General features: G+C 69.2%; 10 protein-coding genes and 1 pseudogene. 1 reads left to right on the top strand and 10 read right to left on the bottom strand.

Translation table 11 applies throughout. From position 1 onward, the window contains the following. Positions 1-82 precede the first annotated feature (82 nt). From C1N81_RS06850 to C1N81_RS06860, 3 genes are all read right to left on the bottom strand, one after another. Complete coding sequence (locus C1N81_RS06850) at positions 83-1,093, bottom strand: aldo/keto reductase (RefSeq protein ID WP_394427764.1); 1,011 nt, start codon at positions 1,091-1,093, stop codon at positions 83-85. Positions 1,094-1,218: 125 nt separating this feature from the next. Next, positions 1,219-3,048, bottom strand: a complete 1,830-nt coding sequence (locus C1N81_RS06855) for a serine/threonine protein kinase (protein ID WP_394427765.1) — start codon at positions 3,046-3,048, stop codon at positions 1,219-1,221. Between the two features lie 314 nt (positions 3,049-3,362). After that, on the bottom strand, positions 3,363-4,757 hold the full coding sequence (locus C1N81_RS06860) for an MFS transporter (RefSeq protein ID WP_394427766.1): 1,395 nt from the start codon (positions 4,755-4,757) through the stop codon (positions 3,363-3,365). 43 nt (positions 4,758-4,800) lie between these two features. Between C1N81_RS06860 and C1N81_RS06865 the strand changes: the two are divergent. Further along, a pseudogene (locus tag C1N81_RS06865) lies at positions 4,801-5,082 on the top strand (winged helix-turn-helix transcriptional regulator); the annotation flags it as partial. A 161-nt stretch (positions 5,083-5,243) separates the two neighbouring features. Here the strand turns inward: C1N81_RS06865 and C1N81_RS06870 are convergent. From C1N81_RS06870 to C1N81_RS06900, 7 genes are all read right to left on the bottom strand, one after another. Continuing rightward, positions 5,244-6,902 carry a HAMP domain-containing sensor histidine kinase gene (locus C1N81_RS06870; protein ID WP_394427768.1) on the bottom strand — a complete coding sequence of 553 codons (1,659 nt, stop codon included), beginning with the start codon at positions 6,900-6,902 and terminating at the stop codon, positions 5,244-5,246. Continuing rightward, positions 6,899-7,654 carry a response regulator transcription factor gene (locus C1N81_RS06875; protein WP_394427769.1) on the bottom strand — a complete coding sequence of 252 codons (756 nt, stop codon included), beginning with the start codon at positions 7,652-7,654 and terminating at the stop codon, positions 6,899-6,901. The genes C1N81_RS06870 and C1N81_RS06875 overlap by 4 nt, the downstream gene beginning before the upstream one ends. Positions 7,655-7,850: 196 nt before the next feature. After that, the gene (locus C1N81_RS06880; protein ID WP_394427770.1) at positions 7,851-9,581 is read right to left on the bottom strand and encodes a CotH kinase family protein; all 1,731 of its coding nucleotides are present in this window, start codon (positions 9,579-9,581) and stop codon (positions 7,851-7,853) included. Then, the gene (locus C1N81_RS06885; protein WP_149515877.1) at positions 9,581-10,258 is read right to left on the bottom strand and encodes a DUF4956 domain-containing protein; all 678 of its coding nucleotides are present in this window, start codon (positions 10,256-10,258) and stop codon (positions 9,581-9,583) included. Before C1N81_RS06885 ends, C1N81_RS06880 begins: the two co-directional genes overlap by 1 nt. Next, positions 10,255-11,097 (bottom strand): polyphosphate polymerase domain-containing protein, encoded by an 843-nt coding sequence (locus tag C1N81_RS06890; protein WP_394437776.1) that lies wholly within the window; start codon positions 11,095-11,097, stop codon positions 10,255-10,257. Before C1N81_RS06890 ends, C1N81_RS06885 begins: the two co-directional genes overlap by 4 nt. A 1,144-nt stretch (positions 11,098-12,241) precedes the next feature. Continuing rightward, complete coding sequence (locus C1N81_RS06895) at positions 12,242-12,574, bottom strand: STAS domain-containing protein (RefSeq protein WP_394427772.1); 333 nt, start codon at positions 12,572-12,574, stop codon at positions 12,242-12,244. Positions 12,575-12,920: 346 nt separating this feature from the next. Beyond that, a complete protein-coding gene (locus tag C1N81_RS06900) occupies positions 12,921-13,277 on the bottom strand; it encodes an STAS domain-containing protein (RefSeq protein ID WP_394427773.1) in 357 nt (118 codons plus the stop codon). Positions 13,278-13,301: the final 24 nt, after the last annotated feature.

The raw sequence follows: 13,301 nt of genomic DNA on the forward strand, positions 1-13,301 counted from the left end.
GCAGCGTATGCGCGTCCGTGCCGACCTGTGCTCGTCGGACGTTGGTCTGGAACTGCGTCTGGAAGGCGACTGAGAGGCGGGATTACCTGGCCCCCTCCACAGGCCGGGACTTGTAGAAGGACTCCTCCAAGTAGGCGACCTCGTGCGGCTGGTAGGGCTCTTCCAGGTAGGCGGTCTCGTCCTCGTCGAGTTCGACGTCCACCGCCGCGACCGCCTCGGCCAGCTGGGCCCGCTTGGTGACGCCGACGATGGGCGAGGTCACCACCGGGTTGCGCATGACCCAGGCCAGGGCGACCTGGGCCGCGGACAGACCCCGCTTGGCCGCGATCTCGTGGACGCGTTCGGCCACCGCCTGGTCCCCGTCGCGGTAGAGGATCTTGCCGCCCTCGTCGGTTCCGGCACGCGCCGTGGCGGCGTCCCGGGCCCGTGTCAGTCTGCCCCGTGCCAGCGGGCTCCACGGGATCACGCCGATGCCCTGGTCGGCGCAGAGCGGGAGCATCTCCCGTTCCGCCTCACGGTGGATGAGGTTGTAGTGGTCCTGCATCGACACGAACCGGGTCCAGCCGTTCAGGTCGGCCAGGTACAGGGCCTTGGTGAACTGCCAGGCGTACATGGACGAGGCTCCGATGTAGCGGACCTTCCCGGACTTCACCGCGTCGTGCAGCGCCTCAAGAGTCTCCTCGATCGGGGTGTCGTAGTCCCAGCGGTGAATCTGGTACAGGTCGATGTAGTCGGTCCCCAGCCGCTTCAGGGAGGCGTCGAGCTCGGCGAAGATCGCCTTGCGGGACAGCCCGGCACCGTTCGGGCCGGGGCGCATCCGCATCCAGACCTTGGTGGAGAGGACGACCTCCTCGCGCCGGGTGAAGTCCTTGACCGCCTGGCCGACGATCTCCTCGCTGCTTCCGGCGCTGTATCCGTTGGCTGTGTCGAGGAAGTTGACGCCGCTCTCAAGGGCCTGCTTGATGATGTCCCGGCTGGCGTCCGCGCCCAGCGACCAGGGCTCGCCGCCCCGGTCCGGCTCCCCGAAACTCATGCAGCCGAGGGTGATGGCGGAGACGTCCAGCCCGGTCGTTCCCAGTTTGGTGTAACGCATGGCGCCGAACCTAGGAGTTGGAGTGCACTCCAGCGCAACTACGCCTCAGTCCGGGGTCGGCTCGCACCCGGGCTCCGTATCAGTCGAGCGAGTCGCCCTGGTGTGCATGGTCCGCTCCGCCGCTCTCAGCTGTCCCGCGTCGACTCTTCTGCGTTGCGCCATACGGTGAGGTCCACACTGACGTAGCGGCTGGGGTCGTCGGCTGAGGAGCTGCCCCGGTAGGTCACGACCGCGATATGGCCCGCATCACTGTGGACGCAGAGTTGAGAGCCGGCGGTCAGCTGGTCAAGGTTGATCCTCTTGGTGAAGCGGGTCTCCTGACGGCACGTCTTCAGCGAGCCCTCCTGCGCATTGTCGAGCAGGACCAGCTTCCCGTTGGAGCTGCCGACCTTCGAGCCGCTGATGCCGGTCGCGTCCACGTCGAAGTACACGTCTCCGAGCGCGTACATGGCTCCGGTCTCGGAGCCTTCGATCGGCTTGGGCGGATTGTCGGCGAGCTGCAGGTAGTAGCCGCCGGCCAGATTGATGCCCTTGTAGGAGGCGGGTGCGGGATCGGGCCGGTTCTTGCCGCCACCGTCCTTGCCCGCCTCACCGGCGGAGGCCGAACCACCAGCCGACGACGCCTGTTCGTTCTTCTTGTCGGGGTTCTTGTCGGGGTTCTTGTCGGGCAGCAACGCCCCGATGACGCCCAGCCCGACGCCGACGGCTCCGATCACGGACATGGCGACGATGAGACCGGTGTACCGCCGTCCGGGAGGAGGCGGCGCGGCCGCCCAGGGACGCGCTCCATTGAGGTAGCCGGGATGCGGCCCACCGGCCTGGGGCGGAGTGTGCGGCCCGTAGGAACCAGGGGGCGGGGTCTGGTTCAACTGGGTCGGCGCGTACGGGAAGTGGCCCGCGGCCGGAGGCGGGGTGCCGGGCGCCGTAAGGAGTTGCGGGTGAGGGCCGGGCATGGGTGCGGGTGGGCCGGCCGCCTCGGTCGGGGCATGGAAGGCCGGGCCGCCGGCCGGGAAAGGCGTGGGGGCCGCTGGTGGCGGAGTAGGTGCCGGGGCGGGCATCTGGGAGCGGCCGACGAGCCCGGTCGCGAACGACTGCGGCAACCAGTCCTCACCCTGCCGCAAGGGGGCCTCCGACACCCGGTGACACATCTCGATGACCTCGGCCAGTGACGGCCGCTCGCCCGGGTCACGGCTCAGGCACCGCGACACCAACGGCCGCAGCGCGTCGGGCAGTCGGCTCAGCTCCGGGTCCTCGTGGACGATGCGGTACAGGACGGCGTGGGAGGGGCCGTCGCCGTAGGCGGGAGCACCTATGCCCGCGAACGCGGTGATCTGGCCGAGCGCGAAGACGTCGGTGGCGGTTGTGACCGGCCCGGCCGCCGCCTGCTCCGGTGCCATGAAAGCCGGAGTGCCGACGCTCACACCACTATGGGTCAGCGAGGTGGCGTCCGCAGCTCGGGCGATACCGAAGTCGATGACCCGCGGGCCGTCACCGGCCAGCAGCACGTTGCCGGGCTTCAGGTCGCGATGGATGATGCCCGCACCATGGATGACCTGCAATGCTTCGGCAACGCCCACCGTGAGCAGCAGGGCGCTGCGCAAGGGCATGGCGCCGTGCTGGGCCACCGCCTGTGCGAGCGAGGGTCCTGGCACATAGGCCGTGGCCAGCCAGGGCGGACTGCCCTGGGTGTCGGCGTCGATCACAGGCGCGGTGTAGAGGCCCTGGACACGCTGAGCGGCGTGGACTTCCTGTGCGAAGCGGCGGCGGAACTCCGGGTCCTGACTGAACTCGGGCCGGATGACCTTCAGCGCAAGGGGGCGTCCCCCGGGCGTGTAGGACAGATACACCTTGCCCATGCCACCCGCGCCGAGCACGGCGGCGAGACGATACCCGCCGATCACGGGCGGATCCTCCGGCTGCATGGGCTGGAACGGGCCGTGGGCAGGCGCAGTCATCCCGTGTATCCCCCTGATCGTGACGTACAGCACCGGCCGTCGGCGCTCGGAAAGCCTTGGTGAGACTACCCAATGTGCGGCGCCGAGCCCGTTGCGAGGGGAGGGCGGTTGAGGCGCGATGCAGGGAGGTCCTGCGATCCGGCCCGCAGCTCAACTCACGTGTTTCGTGGCGTGCGTTCGACGATCCGGTTGACTTCGAAAGCGCGGGAGAGGGCTGCGCTGCCGACCGCTCGCGCACCCGGGCCTGGCCTGCACACCGGCAGGTCCCGGCCGGCCTCAAGCGGGTCGCCGCCGTGCTCGACATCGTCGCCCGGTCATGTAGCGGCGTTCGCCTCGACCGGCTCCTCCTCCGCCGCTGGACGTCGCGCCGCTCCTGGGGATCGCAGCACAGTGACGGCGAGGACGAGTGCGACGACGACGAGGCTCGCGCCGATGCGGAAGGCAAGCTGGTAACCGCCGGTGAGTGCCGCGGCAGTGCTCGCCCCTTCACCCAGCAGGGCGTCCGTACGCGAAGTGGCGAGCGTGCTGAGAACCGCGAGGCCGAAGGCGCTGCCGATCTGCTGCATGGTGTTGAACATGCCGGAGGCGATCCCCGAGTCCTGGGGCGTGGCCGCGGACATCGCGAGCGTGGCCAGCGACGGCATCGCGAGGCCGAAGCCGATGCCGAGCGGCAGCAGCGCGGGCAGGACGTCGACGACGTAGCTTCCGCCTGCCGGTACGCGACCGAACATGGCGAGACCGGCCGCGATGAGCGAGAGTCCTGGCAGAAGGACGGCCCGGGGGCCGAAGCGCGCGATCAGCTTGGGCGAGAGGCCGAGGGACAGGGCGCCGATCGCGACCGGGACCGGGAAGATCCCGAGACCGGTGTGCATCTCGTCGAAGCCGAGCACCTTCTGCAGATAGAGCACGCACAGGAACTGGAAACTGAACATCCCGGCCACCATGAGGGCCTGGATGCCCATCGCTCCTGACACGGTGCGTATGCGGAACACACGCAGGGGCAGGAGCGGTTGGGGCGCTTTCGCCTGCCGGACGACGAACGCCAGGAGCAGGGCGAGCGCCGCGGCGCCGAAGCTCAGCGTGTGTGCGGAGGTCCAGCCGTAGTGGGTGGTCTCGACGATCGTGTAGACGCCGAGCATCAGCGCGAAGGTGACCAGGAGCGCGCCCATGACGTCGGTTCCCTCGTCGAGCCCGATGCCTCGCTCGGACGTGAGCAGGCGCCGGGCCAGCAGCACGGCCACGGCGCCGATCGGGACGTTGACGAAGAAGATCCAGTGCCAGCTGATGGTCTGCGTCAAGGCGCCGCCCGCGAGCAGGCCCAGCGAACCGCCGGCGGACTGGACGAAGCTGTAGACGCCGATGGCCTTCGCCCGCTCCTTCGACTGCGGGAACAACGTGACGACCATGCCGAGAGTGACAGCGGACGTCACCGCACCGCCGATGCCCTGGACGAAGCGGGAGACGAGCAGCATGGCCGGGTCCTGGGCCACACCGCACAGCAGGGACGCGAGCGTGAAGATGCCCAGGCCGGCGATGAAGACGCGCTTGCGCCCGATGAGGTCGCCGAGCCGTCCCGAGAGCAGCAGCAGGCCGCCGAAGGGGACGAGATAGGCATTGACCACCCAGGCCAGCCCCGACGAGGAGAGGCCGAGATCCCGCTGGATGGACGGCAGCGCCACGTTCACGACGGTGCCGTCGAGGATCACCATCAACTGCCCGGCACAGAGCACGGCCAGTGCCGACCAACGTGATGTCGCTGCCGCACACGGGCCGGTCCGGTTCACCGAGCTGGAACGCACCATCACAGGCATCAGCCGGCGCATGCTCACCCTGAACCTGCGCAAGCTGGAACGCGACGGCCTGCTCATCCGGACCGTCTACCCCACTGTGCCGCCCAAGGTGGAATACAGCCTCACGCCCATGGCCCGCGAACTCCACGCAAGCCTCTCCGGACTCGTCGGCTGGGCAGAGCGCCACCGAGGCGACATCACCGCCGCCCGCGCCGCCTACGACGCCGCCGCACCGGCCTCCTGACACCGCGGGACAGCGACCCCGAGTTCGCATCCCCAGCCCGTACGGGCCGCGGTGGTGGGCAGAGGAACGCTCGCCCGGGCGCCGGTGACGGTATTCGGGCGGGTGTGTCCTTGAGCGTAAGCCGCTCGGCGGGATGGCCTGTGGTCACGGGTGAGCCGAAGTCACGGGTGAGCCGAACGGTAGTGAGCCGCATCGGTGTCCTCCTTCGGCACGGCGGTCGGATCGGGCAGGAGCAGACGGAAGACGCAACCGTGCCCGGGGTGGTTGTCCAGTTCGAGGCGTCCGCCGTGCGCGGTCGCTATGGCGGTGGCGATGGCAAGTCCGAGACCGCTCCCCGGGGCGGCCCCGGGAACGGCCCCGGGAGCGGCCCCGGGAGCGGTGTCCCAGGCCGCCTCACCGCACGGTTCCGGCGGTGTCGCGCGGTAGAAGCGGTCGAAGACGTGACGGGCTTCGCCGGGGCTGATCCCGAGGCCGTCGTCGGCGACCTCGATGGCGCAGACGGGCGTGCCTGGCGGCAGGGACGGGCCGTTGCTCAGGCTCGTCGGTGCGGCGGTGGTGCGGGTGGTGCCGACCCGGACGTGGACGTGAGTGCCGGCCGGGGTGTGGGCGCAGGCGTTGGCCAGCAGATTGCCCAGGACCTGCGCCAGTTGGTGCGGGTCGCCGGGCACTTCGATGACGTCCAGGTCGCCTTCGGTGCCGGGGTCGGACGAGTGGCTGATCAGTGGTCCGAGCGTGATGCGGCGGTGGGGGTGGCGTACGGCGGTGGTGGCGATGGCGTCGGCGGCCAGGGAGAGCAGATCCACGGGTTCGCGGTGTGCGGCGCGTGCTCCGCTGGTGCCGCCTCCCTCTGCGCCTCCGCCCTCGCCCGCTTCGCCGAGCTTGGCGAGCAGGAACAGGTCGTCGACGAGGCGGCTCATCCGGTCGGCGTTGTGGGCGAGCAGCGTGTACGACTCGTGACGTCGATCATCCGCCATACCGGGTTCGTCGAGAAGGAGTTCCGCGAATCCCTGGATGGCGGTGAGCGGGGTGCGCAGTTCGTGGCCGGCGTCCGCCAGGAAGCGGCGCAGTTGCTGTTCGGAGGTCTCCGTGCGGTGCAGCGCCGTGCGCAGTCGGTCGAGCATGGTGTTGAGGGCGAGTCCGAGCCGGCCGACCTCGGTGTCCGGGTCGGTGACGGGGACGTTGAGTTCGAGGGCGCCTTCGGTGATGTCCTGTGCGGTGCTCTCGACGCGCGAGAGCGGGCGCAGGCCCAGGCGGACGGCACCGTTGCCCAGGACGACCACTCCGACGGCGACCGCGACGCCGAGCCCGAGGCTCACCCACAGCAGTTTGGCGGTGGCACCGTCCACCGTGTCCAGGGGCAGGGCGACGACGGCATGCATCCGGTCCGGGCCCGCGTAGGACACCACGCGCCAACTCGATCCCGCATCGTCGTCGTCCGACGGGACGGTGGTCGGGCGCCCAGCCGTCAGGTCCAGCTGTGCCGCTTCTCGGGGCAACCCGGGTCCGGCGTGGGTGCCGGATCCCAGGAAGGTGCGCAGCAGACGGCCGTCCTTGTCGTAGAAGTAGACGCGGTAGTCCGAGGGCAGGGTGTTGTCCGAACTCGGCGGCCGCAGTGTGCCGTCCCCTGCCAGGTCCTCGTAGACACGGTCCGGAGGCCGGAAATGGGAGAGCCGCTCGTCCACCTGGTCGGTGAGCCAGCCCCGCAGGACGATCAGGCCCGCCAGTTGGCACAACAGGACCGCGCTGGTGGCCAGGAGCCCGGCGATCAGCACCAGCCGGGCGCGCAGGGAACGCGGGCGCGGGAGGCGGAGACTCTTCACCGGGGCGTTGCCGTGCTCTGGTCGCGCGGCAGCCGCAGGCAGTAGCCGACACCGCGCACCGTGTGAATCAGTGGAAGCGCGTCGCGGTCTATCTTGCGGCGCAGAGTCTTGACATACGTATCGACGATGCGGGTGTCGCCCGAGAAGTCGTAGCGCCACACCCGCTGGAGGATCTCCGCCTTCTCCAGCACGCGCTCGGGCTGCTCCAACAGGTGGGCCAGCAGACGGAATTCGGTCGGTGACAGCCGGAGCGGGCGGCCCGCACGCCACGCCTCGTGGGTGCCCTCGTCCAGGGTGACATCGGCGTAACGCAGAGGCTCTTGCACACCGCCGTCGTGTGCGGTGGGTGTGCCGCTGCGGCGGAGTATGGCGCGGATGCGCAGCAGCACTTCCTGGACGTGGAAGGGCTTGGTCACGTAGTCGTCGCCGCCGGAACTCAGGCCGATGATGCGGTCCTCGACACCGCTCCGGGCGGTGAGGAACAGCACCGGGGTGTAGACACCCGCGGCGCGAAGGTCGCGGGTGAGCTGGAATCCGTCGGTGTCGGGCAGCATCACGTCCAGGACGATCAGGTCGGGCCGCCGGTTGCCCGCCTCGAACATGGCCTCCTGCCCGTCGGCGGCGCTCGTCACGAGGTAGCCCGCCGCGCCGAGCGCGGACGTGAGCAGGGTGCGAATACTGGCGTCGTCCTCCACGACCAGGACGGTGTGACCGGCCTGGGACGCACGCGCGGGTATGGGTGAGTCGATCACGTGCGGACACCTCGGGAGACGGACAGTGGGAACGGGAGCGGGAGCGAGAGCGAGCAGCGGCGGGCGGGCCCCCGCCGCACGGCGCGATGGTAGACGCGGATTCTGTGCATTTGGGCGGCACATATGATCAGGAAGGTCCGGTTGTGACACCCCAGGGTGCACTGCATCGGGTTGGCCCCCCGGGGTGTCAGCCTGCTCAGCCAGTGACCTTGCCAGTAACCTTGCCGGTGACCTTTTTGTCCTTGGCCAGAGCTGTGGTGCGGTCACTGACGGTCTTCTGGAGCTTGGACAGGGCGGTCCCCAGCTCCTTTGCGTCGGCACCTGCGGCACGTGCCTGCTCCCCGATGTCCTTCAGCGCCTTCGCCGCCGTCCCGGAGCCGTAGAACTGCTGGTACAGCTCGCGGTACGCCTCCTGATAGACATCGTCGAAAGCGTCGGAGTCGAGGAACTTCGTCTTCAGGACGTGCTGCATCATGCCGCCCCGCATGCCACCCTCGGCACCCTCTCCCCCGGGCATTCCTTCCAGCACACCCTCGGGCATACCTTCCGGTACATCCTCGGGCATACCTTCCGGCATACCGTCGGGCATTCCTTCCGGCGCGCCCCCGGCCATACCGCCGCCCATGCCGACCGAGTCATCCGGTCCGGTCGTCGCGTCTCCGCTGAAGGTCAGGTTGTAGTCCCAGCCCAGTACGGAGAACTTCTTGGTGTCGAGGTCGTACCAGAGCAGGTAGTTCTTGCCCGGCCCGGCCATGTCGTCGAAGTTGAGGAGCAGGTTCTGCGAGGCCACGTAGGAGGCCAGCGAGTCGACGTCGACATACTTGTCGAGGTTGTTCGCGAACTCTTGGTCCGAGGCGCTGTTGACCCACTTGATGAACTTCATCACCGGTTCGAGGTCCTGGCTGCCCTTCTTGTTGAGCTGCTTGAAGGAACTCTCGTAGTCGCTGGGGTCGTCGCCTCGATACTCGAAGCTGCCGCCCGCCCGCGCCTTGTACATCACACCGTCGCCGCCGTCGACATCCTCGGCATAGTCGGTGTCCGGCGCCTCGACCATGAGGCGTGCGGCGGCCGGCCGGTTGTTCACCTTCAGTTCGGTGAAGGCGTAGCGCTCAGCCTTTTGCCCGCTCTTGTCGGTCAGGGACAGGGACAGCGCCTCGTTGAGCGGCACCTGGTCGTTGCTGCCGGGACGCAGTGAGATTTCCCGCTCGCCCTGATAGGCGCGGCCTTCGACATACTCGTCGATCTTGACGAGCCAGGGCAGTTCCTCGGGCTTCTGGGCGGAGAGATCGTACTGGATCATGCCACCCATGCCGCCCCTGCCACCCATGCCACCCATGCCACCGCCGCCCTTGCCCGCCCCCTTGGCCCCGGCGGCTCCTTCCTTGGCGGCACCCTGGGCTCCGGCGGCTCCGTCCTTGCCCGCTCCGCCCCCGTCGCCGGCGGCGCCTCCAGGGGCGCCGCCGGCCGGGGCGCCCTGCACACCCTTGGGCAGGTCCCGGCCGCCACCGGGCATGCCCTTGTTTCCGCGCAGGGACGACAGAGTGGAGTTGCCTTTCAGACGGATCCCGACGTCATTGAGGTAGACCCCGTCGATGGTGAGGTCGGCCTCGATGTAGTCCTTGGTGCCGTCCTTCTTGAACTCCTTCATCATCTTGTCGAAGTCGGTTTGCTGGTAGGCGAGTTGGATCGAGTGCTTCGCCGACGTGTCGTACAGGCCCACGGTCCCTTGCACGTCGTCGGTGATGGCGTCGGCCTCGACCCGGGAGGACGACGTCACGTACGGGGAGATCCGCGCGTCGCCCAGGAAATAGACCATCGCGGCGAGCCCGACGCCCAGCGTCGCGGCGGGCTTCCAGTGATGGCGCAGCCGGACGGGCACCCTGTCCCGCAGACGCCGCCCGCGCTGCGCGGAGGTCTCGCCGCTCATCACAGGTCCGTGGTGTCGTAGCCGGTGAGGACCGTCACGCGCTGACCGGAGGTGCGTTCCTGCAAGGCGCTGACCAGGTCACCCGGCTCGGCGCCCTTCTTCAGGCGCACGGTGTAGAAGACCTCGTTGAGGGCGCCGCCGCGGATCGTCTCCGTGCTGACCAGCTCGAACTCGGAGGTGTACTTGATGAGGACGTCGCGGATCTGCGGCGTGTAGTCGTCCCCGGCCGGGACCTGCACCTTGACGACCTGGCGCTGCACGTTGAGGGCGAACCAGTTGAACTTGAACATGACCAGGACGACCGCGCAGATCACCACGGCGCCGACCGCTGCCAGGGTGTAGAACCGGGCACCGCACGCCATACCGATCGCCATGGCCAGGAAGATGAAGCCGACGTCCCGGGTCTCCTTGACCGCGTTGCGGAAGCGCACCACGGACAGGGCGCCGACCAGGGAGAACGCACGGGCCAGGTTCGAGCCGACGACCAGCATGATCAAAGCGACGATCATGCCGACGATGACCAGCGTCTGCACGTAGGACTGGCTGTAGGAGACGTTGCGGTGCGTGTACCGGTACGTGTAACCGATCACCGTGGACAAGATGAACGACAGCGCCATCGCCGCCACGACATCGGCCACGCTGAACGTGCCGCTGAGTTCCTGCAGATCGAAATTCACTGTGCTCCTACCTTCAACGACGCATCGTCCTGCGCCGGCCGCTGCTGCAGCGGCAGTTCTCCAGAGGGGGTGGGTGGCGGGCAGTCCGCCTCATTGACGTGGAAGACCGAGCGCGGGGCGAGCCCGAACGCCTCGATCGACTGCACGTACTTCGAGATACGTACGAGGTTGAGGTTGCGCCGCGCGGCCAGATCGGTGATCCAGTGCGGCGTGCGCTCATTCACCTTGATCTCCATGACCGACAGGTGCGGCGGGATCGTGAACCGGTTCTCGGGGGTCGGCGTGCCGAAGTGGAAGTCCCGGTCCCGGCCCCGGATCCGGCGGTCGAAGGTGACGCGCAGACCGGTGTCCGCGCTCCGCCCGACGAGCGCCTCGCGCTGGTAGCCGGTGATGGCGGTGGGCCGCAGGTTCAGCCGGACGACGAGTTCGAGGACCTCCTGGACGAAGGCGCTCTCCTTCGCCGAGTGCTCGACCATCTCCCGCCCGTCGCACAGCTGCCGTGCGGCCCCGTACGGGAGGGTGATGCGGCGCTTCTGGGTGACCCGGTTGACGCGCTGCTTGATCTCCACGCAGACCGGCGACTCGTCGGTGACCCCGTCGAGGTCGCCGTAGTGACGGATGCGCAGCTTGCGGCGGAACTTCAGGCCCTCGATCTTCTCCCAGTAGAACCGGAGTTGCGGAGTGTCGTAGTACAGGCTCCACACCCCGTACCCGCCGACCGGGCTGTGCGGATCGGTGTCCATCCGCTCCGCCAGCTCGTCCCGGATGTCCGCGGCCTGGTCGACGGGGACGAGGTACTTCAGCTCGAACCGGTTGAACGCGTGCAGCCGGCTGGCCACATGCAACGGCTCCTCGCTGTCGCTCCCCGCACCCCCGTCACCCTCCCGGACTTCCTTCGCGCGGCCCTCACGCGCCGCGGCTGCCTTCGACAGGAACACCATGCGCCTCCTTGCTCGTACGTTGCGGACCGACCGGCGAAGCACACGCAACCAACGGCACATGAGGAGCACATGAGAATCGTGGGTGTATTTCAGGAGACTTGGAGATGGCGCGGAAGTGAACACGGCGACTCACTCGCTTTGAGCGACCGCCGCCCGGACACCACCGCCCGGATACGGTCGACCGGCCTCTCGGCCCGGATACGGTCGACCGGCCTCTCGGCCCGGGTACGGTCGACCGGGCTCTCGGCCCGCGTGCGGCCACCGTACGGGCGGCCCCGAACGCGCATACCGTCGAGGTATCGGGATACCCGTCGCATGTCGCCCGGGAGACCTGGCGACGCCCACCGCCGCGCGGGAGGGGTGGTGGGCGACGCGTCCGGCCTGTCGCACGGCACGGGCCGACCGGACGCGTCCCGCAAGTGAGCAGGCCCGGCTGCACGGTCTGTCGGCGACGCAACCGGGCCCGCCTCGACTCCGGACACCAGCAGGCGGGAGACTGCCGACACCCGGAGGAGTCAACGGCTGAAGCCGCCTGCACGACTTCGCCCACCGGGCGCCTGCCCGGTCCGGAAGATCCCCACACCCCGCCCGCCTTGCGCGTAGGCGCCGGCCGCCCACCGCACTCTGTACGTAGCCGCACCGGCCCCCGCCCGCCGCCGGGCCGGAGGGGACGGCTTGCGGCCCCGCGCAAGCCCATCAACGCCGCGCTTTCCGGATGATCCGCCCTGTACTTCGTTGCCTCGGTATCGGTAGAACAGGCGGGGCAACAAGACGTGATGCAGGCCGTGTTGTTGTCCAGGCGCTTCTCCCCCAGTGGTCGGAGCAGAAGGGTCACTGGGCCCGGCCCCCGCTCAGTGACCCGCCTTCCCGCCCCTGGCGCCTCCCACGGCAGACGGGGTCACCTGCGCGCGACGCGGCAGCCGTCCGCGGACGTCACCTGAGCCCGTACCGGGTGCGGCAGCGCCGGTGTCCGTCTCGCGCGGGCACCGCGGTGCGTGTGCGGTTCCTGCTGCCTCCCGCGACAGCAGGAACGGGCGGTGGCTCAGGTGCGGCGCAGGCACAGGGTGGCGAGTTGGTCCCAGCCGTGATGGGCGCACCGCTCGGCCAGGCGCAGCTCGGGCGGCGCGTCGATGCAGAGGACTTGGGGTGGGCGCAGGGTGCGGGCGAGGCCGACCAGGGTGGCCAGGGCGCTGCTGGAGAGGTAGCGGACCTGGGTGAGATCGACGGTGATCTCGTGAGCCTGCCGGGCGCAGTCGGCGACGGCTGTCGCCAGCGGCACCTGGTGCGCACCGACCACCTCACCGGACAGTCGCACGCCCTCCTCGTGGTGAAGGGGTGTGATCAGGCAGAGGTCGTCGACGAAGAAGTTGCGCATGCGCGGCGCTCCCTCTCGGGTGGTGCACCGCACCGCCCGAGAGGGGGTGGCGGACGATGCTACGAAGGGGAGGCAGACCGTCCGCGGCGGTCGGTGGTGCGGCGCGTATGAAGGGCGGGCACCGGGTCCCGCCAAGGGCAGCCGCTGGCGTGAGGACCCGCCTCACGGGCCCGAGAGATCGCCGAAGAAGCATTCGCCGCGCTGACGGCGAGGCATAGTCCACGGACTGATGCCCACGCTACTCCCGCCCGGTCCATGCGGAACAGGATGCGTGGTCGCGTAACGCACCGCTGATGCCCGATGGGTCCGACACCGGGGCAGCCCTGACGCTCGCTGGCCCCGCCGTTCAGTAGGTGGCCGCGTCCAGAGCGTCCTGCACGCTGGTGAAGACGCTGAACGCCACCAGTGCTCCCGTGATCTCGAAGACCCGCCGTGTCTGTGCGGGCATGGCCACCAGGTGCACCGGACGCTGCCAGCGCACCCGCAGGAAGTGGTTGAGCAGGGACGAGTCGCAGAACGTCACAGCGCTCAGGTCGAAGGCGACGGGCCCCGGGTGCGAGCGCAGCGCGTGCGCGGTCGTGTCGGCGAGGGTGTCGAGGTTGCTGTAGTCGAAGTCACCGGCCAGTTCGATCAGCCACAGGGGGCCGCAGGGCGCGGACGAGCGGATGCCCGCGCCTGCCGTGGGGTGGTCGGTCAGGCCCATCCGTATCGGTTCCTCGTCTCGTGT

Source organism: Streptomyces sp. SGAir0957, from assembly GCF_043523415.1.

What these genes read in the sequence shown, in the direction of transcription:
- C1N81_RS06880 (WP_394427770.1), bottom strand. Translation starts at nt 9,581, where the DNA reads ATGAGCGGCGAGACCTCCGCGCAGCGCGGGCGGCGTCTGCGGGACAGG.
- C1N81_RS06850 (WP_394427764.1), bottom strand. Translation starts at nt 1,093, where the DNA reads ATGCGTTACACCAAACTGGGAACGACCGGGCTGGACGTCTCCGCCATC.
- C1N81_RS06855 (WP_394427765.1), bottom strand. Translation starts at nt 3,048, where the DNA reads ATGACTGCGCCTGCCCACGGCCCGTTCCAGCCCATGCAGCCGGAGGAT.
- C1N81_RS06895 (WP_394427772.1), bottom strand. Translation starts at nt 12,574, where the DNA reads ATGCGCAACTTCTTCGTCGACGACCTCTGCCTGATCACACCCCTTCAC.
- C1N81_RS06900 (WP_394427773.1), bottom strand. Translation starts at nt 13,277, where the DNA reads ATGGGCCTGACCGACCACCCCACGGCAGGCGCGGGCATCCGCTCGTCC.
- C1N81_RS06860 (WP_394427766.1), bottom strand. Translation starts at nt 4,757, where the DNA reads ATGGTGATCCTCGACGGCACCGTCGTGAACGTGGCGCTGCCGTCCATC.